This window comes from Sphingobacterium sp. Lzh-3 (genome assembly GCF_046764375.1).
Lineage (GTDB): Bacteria > Bacteroidota > Bacteroidia > Sphingobacteriales > Sphingobacteriaceae > Sphingobacterium.
On the sequence record NZ_CP177226.1, the window covers coordinates 5,307,950 to 5,332,368 of the forward strand.

Consider the following 24,419-nt stretch of genomic DNA (forward strand, 5'->3'; position numbering starts at 1 on the left):
CATGATATTCAAAGAAAAGGAGCTATCTGATAAATGATAGCTCCTTTTCTTTAATCAATTATTGTACGACGCTTCTCATATACTATACTTGCGCCTGTTTATTTAACTTTGAATGTTTATAGCCATACATAAAATATACAGCCAATCCAATTACGAGCCAGATCACAAATATTATCCAGTTACTTGCCCCCAATTCCGTCATCAAATACAAATTGATCAGGATACCAACGACAGGCAATAGCGAAAAGTTCATTTTAAAGCTATAAATACTCAGGCCAAGCCAGGTTAACCAAAATATAATGACCAACATTTTATGTTCTATAATTTCAAGGAAGGAGAGCGATTTCCACTCCTGAATCGTCTCTTGCGCATAGCTAAAAATGAACCCAATAGCGATCAGTAGCCCTGCACCAACTAAATATTTACCATTGATGTAAGGAACTTTAAATTTGGATTTTGCAGATAAGCCCGAATAATCCATATACAATACACCTGCACAAACAAGGATAAAGGCAAAAAAGGTGCCCACGCTCGTTAGATCCACAAAGAAGTCCATTTTAAAAAATAACGAAGGGATAGCAACCACCAAACCCGTCACAATAGTCGCAAAAGAAGGTGTTTTATATTTTGGGTGGATCGTCGCGAATTTCTTCCACAACAAACCGTCCCGACTCATGGTCATCCAAATTCTTGGTTGAGCCAATTGATACACCAGCAAGGCACTGGTAATGGCAATCACAGAGGTCACCGATATAATTCCGGCCATATGGTCAAAGCCGACATATTTAAACACGAAAGCAAGTGGATCCTTCACATTTAATTCGGTATAGTTAACCATCCCCGTCAAGACCAGGGTAATGGCAACATATAATACAGTACAAATCAATAGACAATAGATCATTGCCTTAGGCAGATCGCGCTGTGGGTTTTTACACTCTTCAGCAGTTGTGGAGATCGAATCGAATCCGATAAAGGCAAAGAAAACCGCGGCCACACTTCCCAGTACACCTTTGAGGCCATTCGGTGCAAAAGGGGTCCAATTTTCAGGTTTAATGAAAAATATACCCCCAAAAATGACAGCCAAGATGATTGCTACCTTAATCATCACCATCACCATACTGGCTTTCTGCGATTCCTTAATTCCGATGTAAACCAACCAAGTGACCAAAAACGTGATAACACCTGCCGGTAAATCAAAAATAATAGGGACACCGCCAATCCGTGGCGCACTATTAAAAGCATCCAGACCATGCTGGTCGATTGCGGTCAGAGCAGCAGCGCCGTGTTGATTCATTTTGTCTACAGCGTCATAAGCATAGCCCGGTGCCATGGATAACCAAGCTGGTATATATAGACCAAAGCCTTCCAGCATGGAAACAAAATACTGCGACCAAGAAATGGCAATAACCGTATTGGAAACAGCATACTCTAAGACCAATGCCCAACCTATGATCCATGCAAACAATTCACCAAAGGCCACATAAGCATACGTGTATGCCGAGCCCGAAACAGGAACAGTACTGGCAAATTGCGCATAGGCCAATGCTGTAAAAACACAGGCAAAAGCCGTAAAAACGAAGAGAAGTGAGACTGCTGGTCCACCTTCATAACTCGCCAATCCAATTGTGCTAAAGATTCCGGCCCCTACAATAGCGGCGATACCCAACGAAACCAGATCTGTTACCCCCAATACCTTTGCAAGGCCTGTCCCCCCCTCTTTTTGGGTGTCATGCAGAATCTGATCAACACTTTTCTTCCGAAAAAGTCTATGTGACATGTAAATTTAGTTTTTGATACTTAAAATTATGCGAAAATAAATATTTTCAAGGTCTTATACTATTGGTATTTTTCTGATGGACTAATTAAAGTCTACCAGCGCATATTGAATATACTGGTAAATTTCCTGATAATCGGTCATCTGCGTATGTAAATAGGAAATCAGCTGTTCCGTCAGAAGCTGTCTTTGCTCCACTGAAACTTCAAATTGCCACAATCGTTTACAAATATTGAAAAGTGCACCTGCAATTTTTTCCACCTCTGCATAGTCATAAATATACTTCCACTCAATAAACTGATGATAGAATTTTTCAAACTTAGGAATATCATTCAGTTGATTAATTTTCAAAAATTTCCGAACAGCGTCTTCATTGACATGCATTAGTGCAGCGTAGAATTTATCGATGGAGACCGCTTTATTTTGTGTTAGGATATGATCCAGCAATAGCTCCAACGCGATATGAGCCATAAAGGACGGCCGGATAGGCAGCCCCGCTAAACTAGACTGGATTTTTAGTTTCAGTTGATGTGTATGATGAAAAAAATAAGGTGAATTGTGAAACAGGCGATCGACCTCGATATGACGGTTCCAACCGATATACATCTGCTCGAGTAGAGGATTGTCCAAAAGCTCATCTTCATATTGCCGCGGTTTTAGCATAAAAGATTTATCGGCATTTTTTAACAGATCTGGTAACAGTCCACCCACAATACGCTCGGGGTTGGTCGCAAACCGCTCAAAATAGAAATGTGATAAAAAATTCATACCAGCTTATTAGCGTGTGCTTTTATATGGAATTATTCGCTCAATATACGCTTAATCTCCTATCTTTGCATCTTGTAAATTAAAAAATTAAATCCATTTAACAATGAGCTTTGTAGAAGAATTACGTTGGAGAGGCATGTTGCAAGATATTATGCCCGGCACTGAAGACTTACTAAATAAAGAAAAAGTCGCTGGTTATATCGGCTTTGATCCCACAGGCGACTCTCTACACGTAGGACACTTGACGCAGATCATGACGTTGATCCACTTCCAAAATGCGGGCCACAAACCAGTTGCCCTAGTTGGAGGGGCAACAGGAATGATTGGAGACCCTTCTTTCAAATCTGCAGAGCGTAACTTGTTGGACGAAGCTACCCTACAGCATAATGTAGCTTGTCTAAAAAAACAGTTAGGCAAATTTCTTGAATTTGGAGAAGGTGAAAATGACGCCCAAATGGTTAATAATTACGACTGGTTCAAAGATTTTAAATTTTTGGATTTTATCCGTGATATCGGTAAAATGATTACCGTTAACTATATGATGGCAAAAGATTCTGTAAAAAAACGTTTGGAAGGTGACAATGGTCTTTCATTTACAGAGTTTACCTATCAATTGATTCAAGGATATGACTTCTACTACCTTTGGAAGCACCACAACTGTAAAGTTCAAATGGGAGGGTCCGACCAATGGGGCAACATTGTAACAGGAAGTGAAATGATTCGTCGCCAAGATCAGGGAACTGCCTATGCAATCACCACGCAATTAATCAAAAAAGCCGATGGTCAGAAATTTGGAAAAACCGAATCTGGTGCCGTATGGTTAGATCCAAAGAAAACCTCGCCGTATAAATATTACCAATTTTGGTTGAATACCTCGGATGATGATGCTAAAAACTGGATCAAAATTTTCACACTCAAACCCCAGAACGAAATAGCGTCTATTATTGCAGAACATGATGCAGCGCCACATTTACGTCTAGTTCAAAAAGCACTGGCAAAAGATATCACCATTCGTACCCACTCCGAAGAAGCATACGAAACTGCGATCAAAACTTCTGAATTTCTTTTTGGTAATGGTTCTTTAGAGTTTTTGAACAACTTAGATCACGAGGCTGTTTTAGAGGTATTTGAAGGCATTCCTCAGTTTCAGATCGCTAAAGCGGATCTCGCAGCGGGCATCAATATTCTTGATTTACTGGCTGTTCAAACACAAGTATTCCCTTCCAAAGGTGAGGCTCGCAAAATGCTTCAGGGCGGTGGAGTTTCTATCAATAGAGAAAAAGCAACTGATATAGAAGAATCTATTACTGAAAATCACCTTGTAAACAATAAGTATATTGTTGCCCAACGCGGTAAAAAGAATTACTACCTGATTATCGCAAATTAGTAATCAGCAGTATATTACTTTAATAATCCTTAAGTAATCAGCAGTATTCCATTTTAATAATCCATAAGTATAAAAAAGTCCCTTTTGAACAACTCAAAAGGGACTTTTTTATACAATCCAAAGCTCTTCCTCCTCCGCTGAAAAAATCGGTCCGGTTATTTTAATAGTTTTTCAAATGCCTTACGTGCAGCTCCTCTAAAATATACCTCCCCACAATATTGATATCCCAGCTTTTCGAATACATGCAACATTCCTCCATTGTCAAAATTAGTATCCACCTTAATACTATAAACCCCATGATCAACCGCGATCTTCTCCACCCCAGACATAATAGCCGTCCCCACACCTTTCATATGCGGATCCTGCGCCGAGGCCAATCGGTGTATACCAACATAAGGACCATCACTTAACCATTTTCCGTCAATATCATTATAAGCAGGTTCGACATCAAAAATAATAGCAACATAACCTACAATCCTATCCTCCACCTTAACGACATGCCCATAGCCCTTATCAATATCCGACTGCACCACATCTTCATTCGGATAACCATCCTGCCATTGTCGGCTACCTTGTTCTTTCCTGAGGGCAATTGCTTGTTGTATAATTTCCCAAATCCGTCCTTTATCAGCTAATGTCGCTTTTCGTATTTCAAACTTGTTCATCCTATCTGTTATTTTTATTCGTAAAACTACATATTTTACAGCAACTCCAAAGAATACACCAAAACAGTGGCAATCTGTATTGATATCGACATTCTTTGGTCAAACCCATTTGCAGGGCATAGTATTTGCTAGTCATTATAACTATCAAGCTTTTTAGCTACATCTAAATTTATTCATTCATAAAAAACGACAAACTTAAAATAATTAGGCTATCGGCATCTTTAAAATACTATCAAAATAACTAAGTTTGTAAGCAGTATAATTGTGAGCTTTTCAATGTCAAACAAAGGAAATACATTTAGGCAGACAGGGAATTCAGTTTCCGGCAAACGTGCCCCTCAAAAGGAATCAACAACATTTAAAAAGGAAAAAAGTCAAAAAAATAGTGTACCAAGAGATTATTCTGATGCACAGCAAAAGGCTGTCAAGATATTGGGGATTTTATTGATCTTGCTTTCATTGGCATTTGCTACCGCTTTCGTTTCCTACCTATTCACTTGGGAAGACGATCAAAGTTATATCGCAAAAACTAATGGCGGGTGGTCAACATTATTTAGATCTACGGAAGAAATTCATGATGAAGCAGTTGATTTACCCGTAGTTGACAATAAACTAGGGAAATTTGGTGCTTTGCTTGCCAACCAATTCATGTACGAATGGTTTGGCGTCGCATCTTTTCTCTTTATCCCGGTATTATTCATTTTAGGATATCGCCTGTTGTTCAAGAAATCATTGCTTCCATTGTACCGTACGGTGGTCTATTCTTTTGTCGCTATCGTTTTTATCTCGGTAACATTGGGCTTCCTACATGGATTTATGGCCGATACACCGCATATGCTCGAGGGGAAATTTGGTTTTTGGACCAATAAATTATTGGAAGCACAAGTTGGCATTGTCGGCGTTGGCTGTATATTGGCTTTTGCCTATCTGACGACATTAATCTTACTTTACAACCTCGATTTTAAATTTGTCCTATTCAGTAACAGGAAATCCAAGTCATTCTCCGAAGATATGGACGATGAGGATGAGGATGAATACGCCCCACAAAATCTAAGAAACAAAATTCATATTGAAGATGATTCCATCCAATCTGTACGGGAATCTTTTCAACGCCCAACATCAATCAATGAGCGATTTCAATCTGCTCGTGAAAAAGATGTGCAGGAAGAACTTCAGCGTCCTGCTTTTACCCATCACCCAATACCTGAAGTGCAGATTGATCCGAAAGACAAGGTGGTGCTTTCCTTCGACGACAGTCCTATGGAACGAACAGAGCACACACCTTCAATCAGTTTCACCATTGATCAGCCGAATGAAGAATTGGAAGCGGAAGAATTACCGCTAGTCCGGGAATATCAAGCACCGAAAATTGAAGCAGAACCTCAGCAAGTGCCAGAAGCTGCCATTGAAGCCGATGCAGTACCTGGTTTGGTGGTAGAGGATATCAAAGAGGAAAAAGAGATCACTGCCAGTGACCTTGTGGCCCAATTCGGACAGTATGACCCCAAATTGGATCTTTCCGGTTATCAACATCCAGCATTGGATTTATTGAAGGACTATGGGGGAGGTAAAATAACCATCAATCAACAGGAACTCGAAGCGAACAAAAACAGGATTGTTGATACACTGAGAAATTACAGCATCGAAATCGAAAGTATCAAAGCTACTATAGGTCCAACGGTAACTTTGTATGAAATTATACCAAAACCAGGTGTAAGGATTTCAAAAATCAAAAACCTGGAAGATGACATTGCTTTAAGTCTTGCCGCATTGGGTATACGGATTATTGCACCTATGCCCGGAAAGGGAACGATCGGTATTGAGGTACCAAACTCCAATCCGGAAATGGTTTCCATGCGATCGGTACTTGCTACGGAGAAATTTCAAAAAACAGACATGGACCTCCCGATTGCTTTAGGTAAAACGATTTCCAATGAAGTCTATATTGCCGATTTAGCTAAAATGCCTCACCTGCTAGTTGCGGGGGCTACCGGACAAGGTAAATCAGTAGGTATCAATGCCATTCTGACTTCTTTACTGTATAAAAAACATCCGGCCGAACTAAAATTTGTCCTTGTTGACCCGAAAAAAGTGGAACTTTCTCTATTTAAAAAAGTTGAGCGCCACTTCCTTGCAAAATTACCTGATGACGGAGATGCAATTATTACTGATACGAAGAAGGTAATCAACACCTTAAATTCTCTGTGTATAGAAATGGATCAACGTTATGATTTGTTAAAAAATGCGCAGGTACGGAATTTAAAGGAATATAATGCAAAATTTATCAATCGCAGATTAAACCCTGAAGAGGGTCATCGATTCTTACCATATATCGTTCTTATTGTTGATGAGTTTGCCGACTTGATGATGACAGCAGGAAAAGAGGTCGAAACACCGATTGCACGATTGGCACAATTGGCCCGTGCGGTAGGGATTCACTTGGTTATTGCAACCCAACGTCCTTCTGTCAATATCATTACCGGTACAATCAAGGCCAACTTCCCTGCACGTCTTGCATTCCGCGTATTATCGAAAGTCGATTCACGGACTATTCTGGATACAGGCGGTGCAGATCAGTTGATCGGTCGGGGTGACATGCTTCTGGCGACTGGAAGTGATTTGATACGTATTCAGTGTGCTTTTGTTGATACGCCAGAGGTTGAACAAATTTCCGACTACATCGGTGCACAACGAGGCTACCCTTCGGCATTTATGCTTCCGGAATACGTAGACGAAAACGGAGATGGTTCTGGTAGTGTGGATTTTGATCCCAAAGACCGCGATCAGTTGTTCGAAGAAGCTGCCCGATTGATTGTCATGCATCAGCAAGGCTCAACTTCATTAATCCAACGTAAATTAAAATTGGGTTATAATAGAGCAGGACGAATCATCGATCAACTGGAAGCTGCTGGAATTGTAGGTCCATTTGAAGGAAGTAAGGCCCGCGAGGTACTTTATCCAGATGAGTATTCATTAGAACAATTTTTGGAGACGTTAAGAAAGGACAACTAAGATGAAAAAACAATTGTGGTTTATGGTAGGTTTGCTAATTATTGCATACAGCCAAAACAGTTATGCACAAAATGATGCCGCTGCTAAAGCGTTACTGACGAAAGTAAGCCAAAAATACAATGCATACAAAACAATACAGGCCAACTTCTCATTAGCTATTAAACAAGCTAATGGTGGCTCACATACTGACGCTGGAACAATATACCTCGACAAGAGTAACAACAAGTACCAGGTCAGTACCAAAAATCAAGTATTGATATCGGATTCCAGGACACAGTGGAATATCATGAAAGCCGAAAAGGAAGTGGAAATCTCAGAAGCAAGCAATTCGACCAACGAGATCAATCCAACAAACATATTCAGCTTCTATACAAGCGGTTTTAAATATACCTTGACCAATACTGAAAAGGTAAAGGGACTTACGCTAAGTGTTGTTGAATTAAGTCCGCTCGACAGCAAAAAAAACTATTCAAAGATAAAGCTGCGTATCAATAAGGCAAGCAACCTGATCTATGATACGACCGTTTTTGATAAAAGTGGTAATCGCTATACCTATACATTAGCTTCGCAGGAAGGCAATAAAGCGCTTTCAGGTAGTCTATTTGTATTCAACAAAAATGATTACAAAGGTTTTGAAATCGTCGATTTAAGATAAAAATCTATCGACGCTATAACTCGGATTAAACACAGTACCATAAAAAAGGCTTTCCAGTATTGGAAAGCCTTTTTTATGGTACTTTAATCGTTATTGTACTTTACGCAATTTTATAGCATATTGGGTTCCTTATCCAAGGTCTCGCTTTCTTTGTTTGCATAACGCGAATAACCATGCTTTTGCGGATGTTCGATAATTTCCTTCATAGAAACAAGTTTATACACATATGACCCCGTTTCATTATTCAATTTCAATGCAAAATAGTCGTCCTTTTTTTGTCGTCTTATAGAACCTTTGAGACTACCATCACCGACATTATATGCTGCAGCTACCAAAGTCCAGTTACCAAATTGGGCATACAGGTATTTGAGGTATCTGGCAGCAGCATGCGTAGATTTGACAAGATCTTTCCGGTCATCGACCGTACCATTGACTTTCAATCCATACAATCGGGCTGTTGCCGGCATAAACTGCCAATAACCACCAGCGCCCTTAGATGAAACTACAGCTTTACTAAGGCCGCTTTCCACCAATGGAATGTACTTGAAATCTTCCGGAATACCATGTGATTTAAGGATCTTTGCGATCATAGGCAAATAGGTCTCTGCCTTTTTGTGCATATCGTATGATCCTGTTTTTTTAAACGAGAATCGATTGAAAAATTTACGCAATTTACTTTCCACGAGCGGACGATCCATCGGTAATGAATCTTCGGCAAATGTCAATGAATTCATATAAGATTCAAACGAATTGCTTTTTTCTTTTTTTTCTTCTTCATCCCCATGATGAGCGGGAACTACTACGAGCTTCGGTTCAACGATCTTATCGCCGTTTGAAGCGTTGTTGTGTGGGGTTGAGTATAATTTTGATAACAATAAAGCAAACAAAATCAAACTACTACATAAAACTTTTTTTCTTATCATTCACTCCCTTAATGCTATCCTATCCACGACTCCGATCGATCAAAAAATAGCTTGGTTCAAATTCAAGGGTACAAAGGTAAATACTATTTATTTAAAAAACAAATAGTTACATTCCAGACCACTTAAAGCGGCTTTTTGAGCGTAAAAACGCAGTAAATTCAAAAAAAAGAAAAAGATAAGGATTTTTTCGCAAAACCCAAAATTATACCTAACTTTGTAGTTCACATTTTAGCAAAACACAATGCCATTCAGCAATAAAAGGAACAGTCGTGATGACAACTCCAGAAAGTCACGAGGCAACTCAGATAGCTTCAAATCTAGAGGCGATAAGAACAATAGTTTCGGAAAAAAATCATATGGGTCAAATGACCAATCTGAAAGAGGTTCTTTCAGAAAAGATGATAATCGTGAGAACAGATCATTCGGATCTAAAAAATTCTCAGACAAACCTCCCTTCCGAGGAGAGAACAATTCCTTCCGTTCAAAAGATAATTCAGAAAAATCCTTTGGTAGAGGAGGCCGCTCATTTGATAAAAATGATTCTTCAAGATCTTTTGACAAAAAAGATTCCTTCAATAAATTTGATAGATCAGAACGTTCTTTTGACAAAAAAGATAACTTCAAACGTTCCGATAGAAATGACTCTTCAAGATCTTTTGGCCGTTCAGAACGTTCTTTTGATAAGAGAGATAGTTTCAAACGTACAGATAGAAATGATTCCTCAAGATCTTTTGACCGTTCAGAGCGTTCTTTTGATAAAAGAGATAGTTTCAAACGTACAGACAGAAATGATTCCTCAAGATCTTTTGACCGTTCAGAACGTTCTTTTGACAAAAGAGATAGTTTCAAACGTTCAGACAGAAATGACACTCCAAGATCTTTTGACCGTTCAGAGCGTTCTTTCGATAAAAAAGATAACTTCAAACGTTCAGACAGAAATGACAGCCCAAGATCATTCGATAGATCAGAGCGTTCTTTTGATAAAAGAGATAATTTCAAACGTTCAGACAGAAATGACTCTTCAAGACCTTCTAACAGAAAGTTTGATGGCGAAAGAAGTAGAAATTTTGATGACAACAAAAACTTTGGTGATAAACAATATATTAAACGTCCAAAGAAAAAAGCAGAGGATGCAGAGGATGATGGCTTAGTTCGTTTAAACCGTTACATCGCCAATGCAGGTATTTGTTCAAGACGTAAAGCTGATGAGCTTATCATTGCTGGTGTCATTTGGGTAAATGGAGAACCTGTTACAGAATTGGGAACCAAGGTAGACCCTGCAACAGATGAAATCCGTTACAACAACGAACGTTTAAAACGTGAAAAAAATGTTTATGTTCTGTTGAACAAACCAAAAGATTATATCACGACTACAGATGATCCTCAGGAGCGTCATACCGTAATGGAACTTGTTTCTAAAGCGACAAAAGAAAGAATCTATCCTGTTGGTCGTCTTGACAGAAACACAACGGGGCTACTTTTAATGACAAATGATGGTAGTCTTGCTGAAAAACTTTCACACCCACGCAACAGCATCAGCAAAATCTATAATGTCGAGTTAAACAAAAGCCTTACACAAGGTGATTTTAACAAAATCAGCTTTGGTATCGAATTAGAAGATGGTGTAATCAAACCCGATGACTTGAGCTATGTTCAAGGTGGATCAAAACGTGAAGTTGGCATCCAAATCCATTCAGGAAAAAATCGTATCGTACGTCGTATTTTTGAATCACTAGGATATGAAGTCGTTAAATTGGACCGTGTGGTTTATGCTAATCTAACGAAAAAAGATCTTCCACGTGGCCGTTGGAGATACTTAGAGGAGCGTGAAATCGTGCAATTAAAACACCTGATTTAATCGCTTAAGAAGATAAATAAAAATAAAGGACGGTCATTCAGTTAACCGTCCTTTATTTTTTATATTTGCTCTTTCAAATAAAAAAACAAAGAATATGACTGATCCGAAAACACTTTCATCCGTTGCGGAATTCCATAAAACATTCCAACATCCAATCCTAGACACCCCTACGATTCCATCTGAACAAAGATGTGCCTTACGAGTATCGTTGATCGCTGAGGAATTAAAAGAATTAGAAGAAGCCATCCAGGATAAAGATTTGGTGGAAATTGCAGACGCACTATGTGACATTCAATATGTACTTGCTGGAGCGGTATTAGAATTTGGCTTAAAAGATAAATTCTCAGCTCTTTTTGATGAAGTTCAACGCTCCAATATGAGCAAGGCATGTAAAGACGAAGCAGAAGCCATCGCTACACAGGAGCACTATAAATTAAAAGGTGTAGAATCCTATTATAAAGAAGTTGATGGCAAATTTCTGGTATTCAGAACAGCCGATAATAAAACCTTAAAATCTATCAATTACTCTCCAGCCGATCTAAAAACGATTGTTGAGGGCTAAATAAAAGATGGTGATCGTACCCAATTTTTTGTAGGTAAACAGGAAAGGCTTCTTTAGAGAAGCCTTTCCTGTTTTATAGCGCGGAATATATTCATTAAACGCGATAGCGTACAATAATCTATCAAAAGAGTAGGAGAAATATTAGGGACGACTAAAAAAGACTTCCCTGTACGACCTGACGTGCTTCCAATCCCTTATCGATATATGTTTGAATACCTGATTTCGGCAAGCCCCAATTCGGAGCAATTAACAATTCTTTATCTGCAATCCCGAAAATACGTTGAATGATCAGATCAGGACGCAATCGAGGAATAAACTTTGCTAAGAATTCGGTATAACCTTCCATCGAGAAAAGTTCAAAAGGCTCACGTTTGAACTTAACCCCCATAATAGATCCCTCTACAATATGTAGGTGATGCAACTTCACAAATTTAATCTGCGGAAAGCGGTTGATTTCATCTGCATATTTCAACATCATTTCTTCAGATTCCCATGGGAAGCCAAAGATTGTATGCACACAAAGCTCTAACGGAGTATCTCTCAGCATATTCATGGTCTGAACAAATTCGTCGTGAGAACAGCCTCTATTGATCTGCTCCAATGTATCGTTGTAAATAGATTCCATACCCATTTCCAAATCCACATTGTAACGATCTGTATAAGACTCCAACAATGCAATCTTTTCAAAATCCAAACAATCAGGACGTGTACCAACAGAAAGCCCTAAGGTATTTTCGGGGTCAATACTTAAAGCCTCATCATACATCATTTTCAGTAGATGAGTCGGCGCATACGTATTCGTATTTGGTTGGAAATAAATAATAAACTTCTCGGCGCCATAGCTATTACGTGCTCTTTCAATACCCGATTCCACCTGCTCCCGTATCGAAGGGATTTTACGGGCAGTATCCGGTGTAAAAGAATCCACATTACAGTAAGTACAACCGCCATAGCCCTTACTACCATCACGATTGGGACAAGTAAAATTACCATCCACAATCACTTTAAACACTTTCTGTCCGTTATACTTTTGCTTTAAATAAGCCCCGTAATGATTATACGGTTTAATTCCGTTGTCCAATAATGTACCCATTGCGCTGCAAAGTTACTCAATAAAAATCATATGTGACCATTACTTTCTCAGGATCAAATGTTAAACTGATACAGCCATTACGAAAATCTTCCCAAGATAATATCTACAGGATCAAATGTTAAACTGATACAGCCGTCACGAAAATCCTCCCAAGATAATATCTACATGATCAAAATTGTTAGAAACAACGCTGACAGTGCTATCCTTATTGACCTTGAATCCCACATGTGCTTCATCATTAAGCATATCCCTATCACGTTTCCATTTTTCATTTAACTGCCTATAAAAATCAACAATACCTATCTTGGGGGTTGGAAGATAGTTTTCATAAGAAACAAAAATGTAATCCTGTCTGTCTTGGCAAATACCTAATCTCAGATTAAACAAGAAAAGACAGACGATGATCAAACAATTTCTCATATGGCCAGTAAGTAATATGTACAGCAATATACAAAAAACCTAGATACGAGAGTTCTAGAACAGGCGAGATGCTTCATAAGGAAAGTATCTAAACGAAAGAAGCCCTTGACTGTTTCCAGCAAGGGCTTCCGTGTAAAAAAAGGCACCGACCTACTCTCCCACCTGTTACGGCAATACCATCGGCTCTGGCGGGCTTGACTGCTCTGTTCGGAATGGGAAGAGGTAGACACCGCCGATATAGGCACCTAAAAATCTTTATTGGATGATCTATGATATTCATATCATGTTATTCATGCCAACTGACATATATATTGAAAGAGGTTCGTTTCCTGTATGTTTCAAAAATTAAAGAGGAAGACAACAGTGTCTGTCTGCTTGAGAAAGCTTCGGGCTATTAGTACCACTTGGCTTTGGTCTCTCAACCTTTACACCTATGGCCTATCAACGTAGTCATCTTCTACGACCCTATAAGGAAGTCTCATCTCGTGGCTAGTTTCGCACTTAGATGCTTTCAGCGCTTATCTATTCCAGACGTAGCTACCCTGCCGTACACCTGGCGGCATAACAGGTTCACCAGAGGTCTGTCCAACCCGGTCCTCTCGTACTAAGGTCAGATCCACTCAAACTTCCAACGCCCACAACAGATAGGGACCGAACTGTCTCGCGACGTTCTGAACCCAGCTCGCGTGCCACTTTAATGGGCGAACAGCCCAACCCTTGGGACCTTCTCCAGCCCCAGGATGTGACGAGCCGACATCGAGGTGCCAAACCTCCCCGTCGATATGAGCTCTTGGGGGAGATCAGCCTGTTATCCCCAGCGTACCTTTTATCCTTTGAGCGATGGCCCTTCCATACAGAACCACCGGATCACTATGTCCGTCTTTCGACCCTGTTCGACTTGTCGGTCTCACAGTCAAGCAAGCTTATGCCATTGCACTCCACGTACGGTTACCAAGCGTACTGAGCTTACCTTTGAAAGCCTCCGTTACCTTTTTGGAGGCGACCACCCCAGTCAAACTACCCACCAAACAATGTCCTCCCCATAAGGGAGTTAGAAACCGAATACAGAAAGGGCGGTATTTCAAGGTTGATTCCATGACTCCTGGCGAAGCCACTTCAACATCTCCCGCCTATCCTACACATCCTGTACCCAATCTCAATGTTAAGCTATAGTGAAGGTGCATGGGGTCTTTCCGTCCCGTTGCGGGTAATCGGCGTCTTCACCGATACCACAATTTCACCGAGCTCATGGCTGAGACAGCGCCCAGATCGTTACACCATTCGTGCAGGTCGGAACTTACCCGACAAGGAATTTCGCTACCTTAGGACCGTTATAGTTACGGCCGCCGTTTACTGGGGCTTCGATTCAATGCTTCTCTTGCGATGACATCCCCTCTTAACCTTCCAGCACCGGGCAGGTGTCAGGCCTTATACTTCATCTTGCGATTTTGCAAAGCCATATGTTTTTGTTAAACAGTCGCCTGGGCCTTTTCACTGCGGCTGCTCTTACGAGACAGCGCCCCTTCTCCCGAAGTTACAGGGCCATTTTGCCGAGTTCCTTAGCCATGACTCACTCGAGCACCTTAGGATTCTCTCCTCGACCACCTGTGTCGGTTTGCGGTACGGGTCTTCATAACCTGAAGCTTAGCGGGTTTTCTTGGAAGTCTGTTTACCTGCTCTATCAGCGCCACCGGAGCTTTGCTGTACTATTGGGGTTCAGCAGGGTCGGCGGATTTGCCTACCGTCCCTATACCTACGCCTTTCAACGAACTATTCCGTCAGTTCGCGGCAGTGTCACTACTCCGTCACCACATCGCAGTTATGAAGAGTACTGGAATATTAACCAGTTGTCCATCGGCTTGCCCCCTTCGGGTGCGCCTTAGGTCCCGACTGACCCTGATCCGATTAACGTTGATCAGGAAACCTTGGTCTTTCGGTGGGCGGGTTTCTCACCCGCCTTATCGTTACTTATGCCTACATTTGCTTTTCCATAACCTCCACAGTTCATTGCCAAACTGCTTCTCCGGCGATGGAATGCTCCCCTACCAGATGCACATCTTTCAGTACAAATCCATAGCTTCGGTACCGTTCTTGATGCCCGTTTATTATCCACGCCCGGCCGCTCGACTAGTGAGCTGTTACGCACTCTTTAAATGAATGGCTGCTTCCAAGCCAACATCCTAGCTGTCTGGGCAACCGGACCTCGTTAGTTCAACTTAGAACGAATTTGGGGACCTTAGCTGATGGTCTGGGTTCTTTCCCTCTCGGCCTTGGACCTTAGCACCCAAAGCCTCACTGCCGGCTATATTTGATAGCATTCGGAGTTCGTCTGGATTTGGTAGGATTTGACTCCCCCGCACCCAATCGGTAGCTCTACCTCTATCAAACTCTACGCCGACGCTGTTCCTAAAAACATTTCGGGGAGTACGAGCTATTTCCCAGTTTGATTGGCCTTTCACCCCTACCCTCAGGTCATCCGGAAACTTTTCAACGTTTATCGGTTCGGTCCTCCATTACATGTTACTGCAACTTCAACCTGCCCAAGGGTAGATCACAAGGTTTCGCGTCTACCTCATCTGACTATGCGCCCTATTAAGACTCGCTTTCGCTTCGGCTGCGTCCCTGAAGGACTTAACCTTGCCAGACAAGAGTAACTCGTAGGCTCATTATGCAAAAGGCACGCTGTCACAGGACCTGCCTGCTCCAACCGCTTGTAAGCACACGGTTTCAGGTTCTTTTCACTCCCCTGTTCGGGGTTCTTTTCACCTTTCCCTCACGGTACTGGTTCACTATCGGTCTCTCAGGAGTATTTAGCCTTACCAGATGGTGCTGGTGGATTCCCACAGGATTTCTCCGGTCCCGCGGTACTCAGGATACCACTATGTCAACATTCTTTACCTGTACGGGGCTCTCACCCTTGTCGCGCAGTTTCCCACCTGCTTCCAGTTCATAGCGCTGTACAATGTCGTGGTCCTACAACCCCGGTCATGCCGTAACATGACCGGTTTGGGCTCTTTCCCGTTCGCTCGCCACTACTTGGGAAATCATTGTTATTTTCTTCTCCTACGCCTACTTAGATGTTTCAGTTCAGCGCGTTCGCGTTTTATACGACTATTCTTCAAATAGTCAGGTTGCCCCATTCGGAAATCTCTGGATCAAGTCGCATTTGCCAATCCCCAAAGCTTATCGCAGCTTATCACGTCCTTCTTCGCCTCTGAGAGCCTAGGCATCCCCCGTGTGCCCTTATTTACTTTCTTCACCGGCATAGCCTTTTGCTACTATGCGGCTGCTTTTGATATATATACACCTATGCTACGTAAAGATTCGTTCGGCATTCACCGAGGGTCTCCTCTTTACATCAGACACATAAACGTATTGTCTCTATACTGTTGTCTTCTCTTGTAATTTTTTTTCTCTTTCAATATGTCAAAGAACTCTTTTTCCGGTATAGATGAAGTATATCGCTATATACTTCCCCGGAGATGTGGAGAATAACGGATTCGAACCGTTGACCCCCTGCGTGCAAGGCAGGTGCTCTAGCCAGCTGAGCTAATTCCCCAAACGTTTTCGTAGTCCCGAGCAGATTTGAACTGCTGACCCCTACATTATCAGTGTAGTGCTCTAACCAACTGAGCTACGGGACTAGCTTATCTTGTTCATCTCTTTCTCTCGGTCCTGCTCCCTTAGGGGCGGGCACTTTCTTCTGATGTTTTTTTTCTTCTGCAATCATATGTAACGTGACGAGCACCGATCTTCGATACTCTAGAAAGGAGGTATTCCAGCCGCACCTTCCGGTACGGCTACCTTGTTACGACTTAGCCCCAATTATCGGTTTTACCCTAACACGCTCCTTGCGGTAACATGCTTTAGGTACCCCCAACTTTCATGGCTTGACGGGCGGTGTGTACAAGGCCCGGGAACGTATTCACCGCGTCATTGCTGATACGCGATTACTAGCGAATCCAACTTCATGGGGTCGAGTTGCAGACCCCAATCCGAACTGTGAATGGCTTTTAGAGATTAGCATCATATTGCTATGTAGCTGCCCGCTGTACCATCCATTGTAGCACGTGTGTAGCCCCGGACGTAAGGGCCATGATGACTTGACGTCGTCCCCACCTTCCTCTCTGTTTGCACAGGCAGTCTGTTTAGAGTCCCCACCACTACATGCTGGCAACTAAACATAGGGGTTGCGCTCGTTGCGGGACTTAACCCAACACCTCACGGCACGAGCTGACGACAGCCATGCAGCACCTAGTTTCGTGTCCCGAAGGACGAGTGCGTCTCTGCACTCTTCACTAACTTTCAAGCCCGGGTAAGGTTCCTCGCGTATCATCGAATTAAACCACATGCTCCTCCGCTTGTGCGGGCCCCCGTCAATTCCTTTGAGTTTCACCCTTGCGGGCGTACTCCCCAGGTGGATAACTTAACGCTTTCGCTTGGACGCTGGCTGTCTATCGCCAACATCGAGTTATCATCGTTTAGGGCGTGGACTACCAGGGTATCTAATCCTGTTCGATCCCCACGCTTTCGTGCATCAGCGTCAATACCAGCTTAGTGAGCTGCCTTCGCAATCGGAGTTCTAAGACATATCTATGCATTTCACCGCTACTTGTCTTATTCCGCCCACTTCAAATGGATTCAAGCCCATCAGTATCAAAGGCACTGCGATGGTTGAGCCACCGTATTTCACCCCTGACTTAATAGGCCGCCTACGCACCCTTTAAACCCAATAAATCCGGATAACGCTCGGATCCTCCGTATTACCGCGGCTGCTGGCACGGAGTTAGCCGATCCTTATTCTTCCAGTACATTCAGCTCTCTACTCGTAAAGAGGTTTATTCCTGGACAAAAGCAGTTTACAACCCATAGGGCAGTCATCCTGCACGCGGCATGGCTGGTTCAGGCTTCCGCCCATTGACCAATATTCCTTACTGCTGCCTCCCGTAGGAGTCTGGTCCGTGTCTCAGTACCAGTGTGGGGGATTCTCCTCTCAGAGCCCCTAGACATCGTCGCCTTGGTAAGCCGTTACCCTACCAACTAGCTAATGTCACGCGAGCCCATCTCTATCCTATAAATATTTAATCAACCGAACATGCGAACTGTTGATGTTATGCGGTGTTAATCTCTCTTTCGAGAGGCTATCCCCCTGATAGAGGTAGGTTGCTCACGCGTTACGCACCCGTGCGCCACTCTCACCATCTTCGAGCAAGCTCTCCGATGGATCCCGTCCGACTTGCATGTATTAGGCCTGCCGCTAGCGTTCATCCTGAGCCAGGATCAAACTCTCCATTGTAAAATGAAGTTTTTGATTCCAACTATTTATAATAATCAGAATTCTTTTTTTATATCTCTGATCTTGGATCGAATTGAACGAATTGCTTGAATTTGTTCATGACTTTCGTTTGTCTACTCGTCACGCTTACATGATTGTGTTTTCTTAAAGAACTCTGTCGCTTCAACTTCCGTATCCGCTTTATTCCGATGGGCATTGCGCCACTCTTTATCGTTTTGTTTTTCCCTTCGTTTCCGTTGGGACTGCAAAGGTAGAAATCTTTTCTGAACTTCCAAAAACTTTTTGAAGTTTTTTTTTCTTTTCTCTTTTTTCGATTTCCGCGTTTAAAATAAACTGAGCGGGATTTTTGATCCTGCCAGACTTCTCTTAAACCCTTCTTTTTTCAGGTTTCCCTCTTTCGTGGTAACCGTCCCTCCCTTGCGGAGTGGTGCAAAGATAGGGAGTTTAGGAACAAACTTCCAAGCCTTTTGTTCTTATTTATTTCATTTTCCCCTTAACTGCCTGTAACGGTGCGAGATTCTTTTTGTAAAACAGGTGATCGGAGGGCTGGAATGGCTGATCCGGCCGCCAGATTGGGCCAGATAGCGGGATCTGGTAACGAAAACATGCTGAATTGCACCTCCCGGATCTACGGCCCCACCGACATAGCAAAGGGAGATTGGAAAACGCAAACATAGCCGAACAGAGAACAACAGAGATCCGCCACGTTTAATACCATCGATATATATAATAGAGATAGGACGTGACCGGGAACCTTAACCGCAGCGAAACAGAGGATGGCATGACTACCTTAATACTTGCCCGGGATTCTTTTTAGAATTTATGCAGGGTTCCAGATCCCGACATTTTGGTCCAGGAATTACTTATTGTAAACTTTGATCAACTTTCGTTTTAGTATAGGGTTTACTTAGGGTTTAGTTAGGGTTAGTTTAGGTATAGCTTAGGTTATAGCTAAACTAACCCTAACTTAAAGCTAACTAAATACCAATTAAAATCTAGTTTAAAGAAGAACTAAATAAAAGCGAATAAATATAATCGACAAATAAGACAGTAGCACGCTTCACCTCGAATTTGCTCCAGAGAAACAGAAAACCACAGCGATTTGAAGGAATATAACAGAGATAAGACGCTAAGAACCCTTTTAGTGTAGAACAAGAGCCAAACTAACATCCTACAAAACCAAAACTAGGTAATTACTATTTCTCCTCCGCTTTAAAAACCCAAAAACGCTGAAGTGTATAGTTGAAGCCCAAAGAAACGAGCAGCTCAACGACTAGTTTCGAGAACAAAAAGTTTACATGATATACATCCACCAGAAAATGAATTCCCGTAGACTTCAATGTAATACTACCACAGACGACAATCACAAATTTCCATAGCTGACTCCCTACAGACTTTTGCGTACTACCAAAGGACCAGTATCGATTGATCAAAAAATTAACAACAGCACCAAGGCTACCACTAATCGCATTAGAAAAAGGAGCACTGATATGAAGTAGCTTATAACAAGCAGAGTATACTCCAAAATCAAACAATCCGCCTAAAAAGGCGGAAAGTTGAGCTTTTAAAAAAGTAATAACTTTTGAAGACATCATTAAATAGCCTCCTCCTGCTGTTTTTTCAATTTATCCTCTTTATCTTTTTCATCGCCTAATTTAAGAAGTAGGCGTGTATCATTTGTATTAATTATAAAAAGTGCAATACAGATTACCAGTACACACCAATTAATAGATCCTGGCATTAAAACTTCGAAGAGCATAACCAATGAAATAATCACCCGAATTTCAGTCGGTCCCAAAATTCCGGCGTCAATCGTATACTTATCTGTAATTCTATACCTGAGCTGAGAAATGATCATTGCCCAGCCATATAATGCGACCAATGTAAATCCCAGATACTTAAAGTCACCCACGGTATACAGCACATATCCCAATCCGATAAAAACCGTACTGATCCAATCCATTACAATATCCAGCGCGAAACCGTACCAGCGACGGGATTTATTGCGGTAGAATGCGATACGCCCATCTAATGAATCACCAAACCATTGTACAAAGAAACCAGGGATCCCTAAAAGTAAATAGCGAATATCAACATATTCAGCCAATATAAAACTCCCCAATATCATTAAGGAACCTAAAAATCCAATTGCCGTAAGTCCATCCGAAGTAATCCAATTGGGGATTCTAGGAACGAGGTACGAAATAAGTTTTTGTTCGGGTTCACTTAAGATATTTGTTCTCTTTCTATCCTGAAAAAGTTTTTTATTTATTTTTAACTCACTCATTATCTGCGATTATAGCCATTTATTTTCTTTATACCAAGCCAATGCCTCCATTAAGCCTTTCTTCAAATCATATTTAGGTTGGTATTGTAGCTGACGTTGAGCCGCCGAGATATCACAGCCCCAGTTTTCAGCTGTAAGTTCATTCAGCCGTTCAGGATATAGTACAGGTATTGCTTTAGAATTTTTATACAAACGTTCAAAAATAACCGCGATAGTCTTCACGACACCCAAAGGAATATGCATACGAATCATTTTCTTTTGGCTAAACTCTCTGAAAAACCTAGCCAACTCATAACGCCCATATACCTGCCCATCACTGAGGTTATACACCTGCTTTCCACCTTGGTCAAAACGACAGGCATGAAGAATCGCCTGTACCAAGTCGGCAACATAAATAAAGCTAAGCTTTTGAGGAGAGCGACCAACATAGGCATCCAGGCCTCCATTCATTGTTTTAAAAACAATAAAAATATCCTTTTCACGAGGGCCGTATACCGCAGTAGGGCGCAAAATCGTTAGTGGCTGATCTTTAAAATCATTCAACGCGAGCTCCGCTTGCCGCTTACTACGACCATATGCCGTAACAGGACGATAAGGGTTACTTTCATCGATAAGGTTAGCATCGTAGTTAACAGGACCGATCGCCGCAAGACTACTAACGAAAACAAATCTTTTGATGGGAGTTTTTAAAGAAAAACAAGCTGATGCCAAGCTTTTTGTATAACCAACATTGACCTTTTCGAGATCTTCTTCATGTTTGGCACGAGTCATTGCCGCAGCATGAACAACATAGGTATAGTTTTCCGCTTCCAGTAATTCTCTGATAGACTCTTCATCAGAGAAATCCGGATAAACAAATTTATCTACAACGGAGCGAATTTCTGAAACATCACTTGACTTCCTCACCGCGGCATGAACTTCCATCCCCGCCTCTTTCGCTGCTCTTGTCAAATGATAGCCTACAAAACCACTCGCTCCGGTGATTAATACTTTTTCTATCATAATGATTTTTGATACAAACGATAACGTTTGTACAATTCTCCATTCATCTGTTCAATAGCGTGGTTCATCATGTAATTATGCTCCAACATCCATGAACATTCGGCCCCCTTAATATTAGAATCTTTTGATTCTTTTATAATTCGGCCGTACAAACATGCTTCAATACCAAGCTTACGGTAGTCTTCCAATACCCCTAACATAAGTACACGAAGTAAGTTGATTTTTTTCTTTCCAAATAACAATTTAAAAATACCCGTAGGAAGTAGACGTCCGCGCTTCACTTTGATAAGGATCTGATTGATATCTGGTATCCCTAAACCAAAGCCAACAAGCTCACCGTCTTTCTCTGCAACGATAGCAAAACGTGGATCGAGAATCATTTTTAAATCTTTGGCCGTATAATTAAATTCGTCCTCTGTCATCGGAACAAAACCCGAATTTTTATCCCATGCCCTATTATAAATGTCACGAACTTTTGCTGCCTCGTTTTTAAAATCCTTCACATTGAATTGACGCAATGTAATGCCAGATCTTTTCAAACGTTCTTCCAGCCTATCCAAAAGCAAAACAGAACGCTTATCCGCAGACTTTTCCATAACCAAATAAGCTCTCAAATCCACTTTATGTCCGTAGCCTGAATTGGTAATCAAGTCGATGTAATAAGGCGAATTGTAGGGCATCATGGCCACTGGAGGCTTATCAAAACCGTCAACCAATAAACCAACGGTATCATTGGTCGATAAATTGATCGGCCCAACGATCGTATCCCCCCCTTTAGCTTTAACCCATTTCTCTGCGGTCTCAAACAACGCGTTTGCGACTTCTTGATCATCTATACAATCGAAAAAACCCCACTGTCCTTCATTCACATGATTAAAGGCATTATGGTTGTTGTTCCAGATGGCACATATACGACCAACAATCTTATCGTTACGATAAGCTAGAAAAGGTTGTGCTTGGGAATGTTTATAAAAGGGATGCTTGTCGGGGGAAAGCAAATCGTTTTGTTCAAGAAATAAGGCAGGTACATAATTAGGATTTCCCTCATAGAGACTATGAGGGAAATCTATAAACAGCCGTCTTTGTTTCTTTGTTTCAACGGGTATAATCTGAATCATACGATTAGATTTTATATTAATGTTTCAACTTCAGCTTGTTTGAATACTTTAACCATCTTCTCAATAGCCTCGTCGATTTGGTCATAAGTATGTGTCGCCATCAATGAAAAACGGATCAAAGACTCTTCCGCAGGAACTGCCGGAGAAACAACTGGATTAACGAACACACCATCATCTTGGAGCATTTTAGTTACCCAGAACGTTTTTTCATTGCTACGAATAAAGATTGGTAAAATAGGACTTTCCGTAGCACCTAAATCAAACCCATGATCCAGTAATTGTGCTTTGGCATAATCTGTATTTTTCCATAATTTTTCAATATGCTCTGGCTCATTTTGAATAATTTCCAAAGCTTTCAATGTTGAAGCCACCGAAGCTGGAGTCATTGAAGCACTGAACATCACAGAGCGCGCATTATGTTTTAAGAAATCAATCACATCTGCATCACCAGCCACAAATCCACCTAAAGAAGCTAACGATTTACTAAATGTACCCATAATCAAGTCTACATCATCATTAAGCCCAAAATGAGAAGCTGTACCAGCTCCTTTGTGCCCAATAACACCTAAACTGTGTGCGTCGTCGACCATTACGGCAGCATCAAACTCATTGGCAATCGATGTAAGCTCAGGCAAATTAACAATATCACCCTCCATACTAAAGATACCATCCGTACAAATTAACTTTGCACTATCCTCAGGTAGGCGTGACAACTTAGCACGTAAGTCCTCCATATTGTTATGACCGTATTTGATTACTTTGGAAAAAGACAAACGGCTACCATCAATAATTGACGCGTGGTCACGTTCATCTAACAAAATATAATCATTACGTCCCATTAGACATGACAAAGGGCCTAGATTTGATTGGAATCCTGTACTAAAAAGAATCGCGGCTTCTTTACCTACATAAGCAGATAATTTTTCTTCCAGTTCCACGTGAATATCCAACGTACCGTTTAAGAAACGAGATCCAGCACATCCAGTACCATACTTTTCCAAAGCATCTTGCGCTGCCTTTATAATACGTGTATCAGTCGTTAACCCTAAATAAGAGTTAGAACCAAACATCAATACACGTCTACCATCGATTTTTACTTCGGTATCTTGTTTTGATTGAATAGGTCTAAAATAGGCATATAAGCCCTTAGCTTTCAACTCCTCAACAATCTTAAATTGCGATATTTTTTCGCCTAACTTTCCTTTACTCATGCGATAAAAAGGTATTTCTAAAACTATTTCTAACTTTTAGATGTTATTGTAACAAACAAAATTATCGAATTGGACTTTTATATAAAAAACTCGGTCTCCGACTAAAAATCTGCTATATCCACAATGTAAGTTGAAATTCTACGTTGTATATATTCACAATAATTCCAAAAAACGTTGCAAACATACGAAAACATAATCTGACTTTCACTTAAATTTAGTCATATTTTTAACACATCGCCCAAAACCGTTAATTTTATTTTAATACTCCGCTAACATCTGCCCACACAATTCTACTTTAAAATAAGACAATTTTAATAATTATATTTGCGAACTTTAAATTATCCTATAATTAGTTACATTTAGGTTCATTGCAATAGCAATGGTATAG

17 protein-coding genes, 2 tRNA genes and 3 rRNA genes are annotated in these 24,419 nt (G+C 41.2%); 5 read left to right on the top strand and 17 right to left on the bottom strand.

Annotation, left to right across the window (positions count from 1 at the left end):
- Positions 1-82 precede the first annotated feature (82 nt).
- Positions 83-1,777 (bottom strand): amino acid permease, encoded by a 1,695-nt coding sequence (locus ACLCDV_RS22455; protein ID WP_317669546.1) that lies wholly within the window; start codon positions 1,775-1,777, stop codon positions 83-85.
- 81 nt (positions 1,778-1,858) lie between these two features.
- Complete coding sequence (locus tag ACLCDV_RS22460) at positions 1,859-2,542, bottom strand: hypothetical protein (protein WP_333627641.1); 684 nt, start codon at positions 2,540-2,542, stop codon at positions 1,859-1,861.
- 103 nt (positions 2,543-2,645) lie between these two features.
- Between ACLCDV_RS22460 and tyrS the strand changes: the two genes are divergently transcribed.
- Positions 2,646-3,929, top strand: coding sequence for a tyrosine--tRNA ligase (gene tyrS / locus ACLCDV_RS22465; RefSeq protein ID WP_411972267.1), 1,284 nt, complete (start codon positions 2,646-2,648; stop codon positions 3,927-3,929).
- A gap of 155 nt (positions 3,930-4,084) precedes the next feature.
- Here tyrS and ACLCDV_RS22470 read toward each other — a convergent pair whose 3' ends face one another.
- On the bottom strand, positions 4,085-4,594 hold the full coding sequence (locus ACLCDV_RS22470) for an N-acetyltransferase family protein (RefSeq protein ID WP_411972268.1): 510 nt from the start codon (positions 4,592-4,594) through the stop codon (positions 4,085-4,087).
- Positions 4,595-4,870: 276 nt separating this feature from the next.
- Between ACLCDV_RS22470 and ACLCDV_RS22475 the strand changes: the two genes are divergently transcribed.
- Positions 4,871-7,606, top strand: coding sequence for a DNA translocase FtsK 4TM domain-containing protein (locus ACLCDV_RS22475; RefSeq protein ID WP_411972269.1), 2,736 nt, complete (start codon positions 4,871-4,873; stop codon positions 7,604-7,606).
- Between the two features lies 1 nt (position 7,607).
- The gene (locus ACLCDV_RS22480) at positions 7,608-8,261 is read left to right on the top strand and encodes a LolA family protein (protein ID WP_411972270.1); all 654 of its coding nucleotides are present in this window, start codon (positions 7,608-7,610) and stop codon (positions 8,259-8,261) included.
- A gap of 110 nt (positions 8,262-8,371) precedes the next feature.
- Here the strand turns inward: ACLCDV_RS22480 and ACLCDV_RS22485 are convergent, their stop codons facing one another.
- The gene (locus ACLCDV_RS22485; RefSeq protein ID WP_411972271.1) at positions 8,372-9,184 is read right to left on the bottom strand and encodes a lytic transglycosylase domain-containing protein; all 813 of its coding nucleotides are present in this window, start codon (positions 9,182-9,184) and stop codon (positions 8,372-8,374) included.
- Positions 9,185-9,425: 241 nt separating this feature from the next.
- Between ACLCDV_RS22485 and ACLCDV_RS22490 the strand changes: the two genes are divergently transcribed.
- Together ACLCDV_RS22490 and ACLCDV_RS22495 are read left to right on the top strand one after the other, a co-directional pair.
- Positions 9,426-11,042, top strand: a complete 1,617-nt coding sequence (locus ACLCDV_RS22490; protein WP_411972272.1) for a pseudouridine synthase — start codon at positions 9,426-9,428, stop codon at positions 11,040-11,042.
- A gap of 94 nt (positions 11,043-11,136) precedes the next feature.
- The gene (locus ACLCDV_RS22495; RefSeq protein ID WP_046671593.1) at positions 11,137-11,604 is read left to right on the top strand and encodes a nucleoside triphosphate pyrophosphohydrolase family protein; all 468 of its coding nucleotides are present in this window, start codon (positions 11,137-11,139) and stop codon (positions 11,602-11,604) included.
- A gap of 151 nt (positions 11,605-11,755) precedes the next feature.
- Here the strand turns inward: ACLCDV_RS22495 and ACLCDV_RS22500 are convergent, their stop codons facing one another.
- The 13 genes from ACLCDV_RS22500 to spt form a co-directional block, all read right to left on the bottom strand.
- Entirely contained in the window at positions 11,756-12,697 is a 942-nt protein-coding gene (locus tag ACLCDV_RS22500) for a TIGR01212 family radical SAM protein (RefSeq protein WP_411972273.1), read from the bottom strand.
- Between the two features lie 135 nt (positions 12,698-12,832).
- Entirely contained in the window at positions 12,833-13,117 is a 285-nt protein-coding gene (locus ACLCDV_RS22505) for a hypothetical protein (RefSeq protein ID WP_411972274.1), read from the bottom strand.
- A 137-nt stretch (positions 13,118-13,254) separates the two neighbouring features.
- Positions 13,255-13,366, bottom strand: a 5S ribosomal RNA gene (gene rrf, locus ACLCDV_RS22510).
- 126 nt (positions 13,367-13,492) lie between these two features.
- Positions 13,493-16,374 (bottom strand): 23S ribosomal RNA (locus tag ACLCDV_RS22515).
- A gap of 228 nt (positions 16,375-16,602) precedes the next feature.
- Positions 16,603-16,676: transfer RNA gene (locus ACLCDV_RS22520), tRNA-Ala, on the bottom strand.
- Positions 16,677-16,687: 11 nt separating this feature from the next.
- Positions 16,688-16,761, bottom strand: a tRNA-Ile gene (locus ACLCDV_RS22525).
- 122 nt (positions 16,762-16,883) lie between these two features.
- Positions 16,884-18,413, bottom strand: a 16S ribosomal RNA gene (locus ACLCDV_RS22530).
- Together the 16S, 23S and 5S rRNA genes with 2 tRNA genes alongside form the textbook arrangement of a ribosomal RNA operon.
- 113 nt (positions 18,414-18,526) lie before the next feature.
- Positions 18,527-18,688 carry a hypothetical protein gene (locus ACLCDV_RS22535; protein WP_317667786.1) on the bottom strand — a complete coding sequence of 54 codons (162 nt, stop codon included), beginning with the start codon at positions 18,686-18,688 and terminating at the stop codon, positions 18,527-18,529.
- A gap of 921 nt (positions 18,689-19,609) precedes the next feature.
- The gene (locus tag ACLCDV_RS22540) at positions 19,610-20,008 is read right to left on the bottom strand and encodes a GtrA family protein (RefSeq protein WP_317669538.1); all 399 of its coding nucleotides are present in this window, start codon (positions 20,006-20,008) and stop codon (positions 19,610-19,612) included.
- Entirely contained in the window at positions 20,008-20,700 is a 693-nt protein-coding gene (locus ACLCDV_RS22545; RefSeq protein WP_075994198.1) for a CDP-alcohol phosphatidyltransferase family protein, read from the bottom strand. Before ACLCDV_RS22545 ends, ACLCDV_RS22540 begins: the two co-directional genes overlap by 1 nt.
- A gap of 9 nt (positions 20,701-20,709) precedes the next feature.
- Entirely contained in the window at positions 20,710-21,702 is a 993-nt protein-coding gene (locus tag ACLCDV_RS22550; RefSeq protein WP_411972275.1) for an NAD-dependent epimerase/dehydratase family protein, read from the bottom strand.
- Positions 21,699-22,820 (bottom strand): hypothetical protein, encoded by a 1,122-nt coding sequence (locus ACLCDV_RS22555; protein WP_070561222.1) that lies wholly within the window; start codon positions 22,818-22,820, stop codon positions 21,699-21,701. The genes ACLCDV_RS22550 and ACLCDV_RS22555 overlap by 4 nt, the downstream gene beginning before the upstream one ends.
- An 11-nt stretch (positions 22,821-22,831) precedes the next feature.
- Entirely contained in the window at positions 22,832-24,031 is a 1,200-nt protein-coding gene (gene spt, locus ACLCDV_RS22560; protein WP_046672730.1) for a serine palmitoyltransferase, read from the bottom strand.
- Between the last annotated feature and the right edge of the window lie 388 nt (positions 24,032-24,419).

Excerpts from the sequence above, each read along its gene's own strand:
- spt (WP_046672730.1), bottom strand. The coding sequence starts at position 24,031 with ATGAGTAAAGGAAAGTTAGGCGAAAAAATATCGCAATTTAAGATTGTT.
- ACLCDV_RS22475 (WP_411972269.1), top strand. The coding sequence starts at position 4,871 with ATGTCAAACAAAGGAAATACATTTAGGCAGACAGGGAATTCAGTTTCC.
- tyrS (WP_411972267.1), top strand. The coding sequence starts at position 2,646 with ATGAGCTTTGTAGAAGAATTACGTTGGAGAGGCATGTTGCAAGATATT.
- ACLCDV_RS22485 (WP_411972271.1), bottom strand. The coding sequence starts at position 9,184 with ATGATAAGAAAAAAAGTTTTATGTAGTAGTTTGATTTTGTTTGCTTTA.
- ACLCDV_RS22555 (WP_070561222.1), bottom strand. The coding sequence starts at position 22,820 with ATGATTCAGATTATACCCGTTGAAACAAAGAAACAAAGACGGCTGTTT.
- ACLCDV_RS22460 (WP_333627641.1), bottom strand. The coding sequence starts at position 2,542 with ATGAATTTTTTATCACATTTCTATTTTGAGCGGTTTGCGACCAACCCC.
- ACLCDV_RS22470 (WP_411972268.1), bottom strand. The coding sequence starts at position 4,594 with ATGAACAAGTTTGAAATACGAAAAGCGACATTAGCTGATAAAGGACGG.
- ACLCDV_RS22480 (WP_411972270.1), top strand. The coding sequence starts at position 7,608 with ATGAAAAAACAATTGTGGTTTATGGTAGGTTTGCTAATTATTGCATAC.
- ACLCDV_RS22500 (WP_411972273.1), bottom strand. The coding sequence starts at position 12,697 with ATGGGTACATTATTGGACAACGGAATTAAACCGTATAATCATTACGGG.
- ACLCDV_RS22545 (WP_075994198.1), bottom strand. The coding sequence starts at position 20,700 with ATGAGTGAGTTAAAAATAAATAAAAAACTTTTTCAGGATAGAAAGAGA.
- ACLCDV_RS22540 (WP_317669538.1), bottom strand. The coding sequence starts at position 20,008 with ATGATGTCTTCAAAAGTTATTACTTTTTTAAAAGCTCAACTTTCCGCC.
- ACLCDV_RS22495 (WP_046671593.1), top strand. The coding sequence starts at position 11,137 with ATGACTGATCCGAAAACACTTTCATCCGTTGCGGAATTCCATAAAACA.
- ACLCDV_RS22455 (WP_317669546.1), bottom strand. The coding sequence starts at position 1,777 with ATGTCACATAGACTTTTTCGGAAGAAAAGTGTTGATCAGATTCTGCAT.
- ACLCDV_RS22550 (WP_411972275.1), bottom strand. The coding sequence starts at position 21,702 with ATGATAGAAAAAGTATTAATCACCGGAGCGAGTGGTTTTGTAGGCTAT.
- ACLCDV_RS22490 (WP_411972272.1), top strand. The coding sequence starts at position 9,426 with ATGCCATTCAGCAATAAAAGGAACAGTCGTGATGACAACTCCAGAAAG.
- ACLCDV_RS22505 (WP_411972274.1), bottom strand. The coding sequence starts at position 13,117 with ATGAGAAATTGTTTGATCATCGTCTGTCTTTTCTTGTTTAATCTGAGA.